The organism is Chitinivibrio alkaliphilus ACht1, assembly GCF_000474745.1.
Lineage (GTDB): Bacteria > Fibrobacterota > Chitinivibrionia > Chitinivibrionales > Chitinivibrionaceae > Chitinivibrio > Chitinivibrio alkaliphilus.
Genome location: NZ_ASJR01000054.1, coordinates 1 through 2,498, shown reverse-complemented (window position 1 = coordinate 2,498; position 2,498 = coordinate 1). Strand labels below are relative to the sequence as shown.

The window sequence follows — 2,498 nt, the reverse complement described above, 5'->3', positions numbered from 1 at the left end:
TCGTCCATCTGACGTGGTCTTCTTCTTGGTGATCCACTGGGACACCACTCTTCATTGATTGTATGATACTGCACCGCAAGAGAGTCTACCGCTTCTTCAAGATGTACGATAACGGATATTTCATCCCAGTAGCGCTCGTCAAGATCGGGGCGATTAAGCTCCGTCGAGAGGGTATAATTGTCTCCATTGCGCGATACCGTTGCCGACTCAGTAGCATTGGCCGTAATTCTGTATGTTACCGCCTCGGTGGGAGTGAAAACGGTCAAGCGACGATCATCAATACGTTCCTGTACATACTCATAGTGGCGTCGAAGTTGGTTGACGGTAATACCGCCCCACCATCCACCTTGGCCGGCACCAACCGTGTTAAGGGGCCAGAACTCCGGGCGATCATCGTTATACCACTCACCATCGGGAATATCTGCAACCGCATGGAGCTCACGAATCATATATCCACGCTGAGAGATGATGGAGTCAACCATCTCATTGGCACCCATGAGTACGTGGGGGTTGTTCGGGTAGATAAACTCTTCCCCTGCGGAGTTCACTGTCCAGTCATTCCGTGTAATAAAGAAGGCATCGAAGTCGATACGGAAGGGGTGGAAGAAGTCACCGGGTGTTGGCACACCTGATTTAGCACCACCACGGGCAGTTGTATACCCTGCTTGATACAGAGAGTCGTGGGTTACTTCTGAGTAGGCGTCAAAGGGATATCCGTAATGTGCATCCCGACGTCCACGTCGGAAATATTCGCCTGAATTTTCAATACGTTCCCACACTTGTGCATCGATGGAATCTTTCGCATCGCGAATATTCAAGGCATATTCTTCATCTTCCCACGGAGCTACACAGAATATTTTTGCAATAAAGGCCGGAGCACCTTGGTCTTCTCCTACATGTTGTGTAGAAGAGCTCCACGTACGACCTGTATATGTACCTTCTGATGAAAAGAAGGGTATTTCAATATCACCAAGATGTCGCCAGTTCTCATGCCCCTCTTCCGGGTCACTCCCCGGTGCATCACTCAAGCTTTGCCAATAGGTTCCATTATATTCGTAGATTGTTCCTTCACCGGCGCCATGCCACTGTTTGCTGCCATCCCATGTTTCTGGTTCAGAAAGAAGTGCGGGCGAGTCTGGCTCCCAATATCCTTCACCGCCATAGTCGTCCAGCTGTGATAGTTCCATCCAGCTTGGCCCCGTTGCAGCAATATAGCCTTCATTATTCCCTGAACCGCTTTCATCACGGTAGGTGTATTTGACATATTGTTTTTGCCCCGTAGGGAGAACGATCTCTTCAACTCCGTCCTTTGCATAGATTCGTGGTTCTATTACGGTACCAAAGGGATCTTCCAGTTCGGTACCCGGAATTTCTGAACTGGGAGCGTTCTGTGTCCAATAATGTGTTGCTTCTATGGCAACAAGGGGAGATTCAAACACTGCTATTGCCGGGGTTTCAACCGGGTACACCGGTTCCCGTTCGGGGTCACCCCACGTACCAACAACTGTTAAACCACGAATCTCTTCAGGGATGGATGGGTCGTGTGCGGGAATGGTTTGTCCCGGATAAAACCATTGCCATTGCTCTGCTGCAGAGGTATGTTCCATGGAGTGGTTAAAGAGTTCGTGTCCCTGCATGGCCATTTCCAGAGCGTAATCCCATTCACGTTGGTTCATTTCGCCAACGAATACACCCCATGCTTGTTTAATTTCAGGAAAGTCCTTTGCCAGTTCAATTGCTGGTTTTACTGAAAGGTCAAGTGGCATGGCGCCAATATCATCATGGGTAAAGGCATACGCACCTTCAGCACCGTCACGCCACGTGGGAATTACTGCATCCATGGGGGATATGTCTTGCTCAATATCGTCATTCCACCCAGACCACTCATAGGAAACACGCCCATCTTCTATGGCAGAAGCAGAGTTGATAAGCACCCATGGTGACGTTCCGCCTTCAGGTGCAAACATCCCAGGCTCCATTTGTTCTCCTGAAGCGTAAAACTTTGCCCACCACCAGAGCTTCTGACCTTCAAATTTTCCATGAGATACGGTATCACCTTGTTGAATAGTGTGATCACCCCGATATTCTTCATTGGGGTCCCAAGCACCATGATTTTGGAAGCCGCTCCGCAGATTTTCTGTAGAAGCTCTCCGCCCATGCTGTAATAGGGCACTATGTTGGCTTGGCAAATGAGCCAAGAGCGGAGTGATGCAAAGCATAAGAAAGAATATGCTCTTTTTGTGTAGGGTGTACTGCATAAATTCTCCTTTTAGTTATATGAGTACCTCTTTCACAATATAACAAAAAAAGGAAAAATGAACCATCTATCAAAAAATGGACAAAAAAGACGAAAATTGTATTGTTGTTTTGAGAAATAACAATTTTGGAAGAAAAAAAGGAAGCGTCCGAAGACGCTTCCTGTAATTTGAGTACATCAGAAAGATTTATCGAATTTGTACTCGTTGCGGGCTCATAACGGCAGAGGCATTTTCGCCCTT

At 47.7% G+C, this 2,498-nt stretch carries 1 protein-coding gene; it reads right to left on the bottom strand.

Annotated elements, in window-relative coordinates; genetic code table 11:
- The coding region (locus tag CALK_RS11585; RefSeq protein ID WP_034638358.1) for a hypothetical protein at positions 1-2,258 on the bottom strand (2,258 nt) is incomplete at its 3' end.
- Positions 2,259-2,498: the final 240 nt, after the last annotated feature.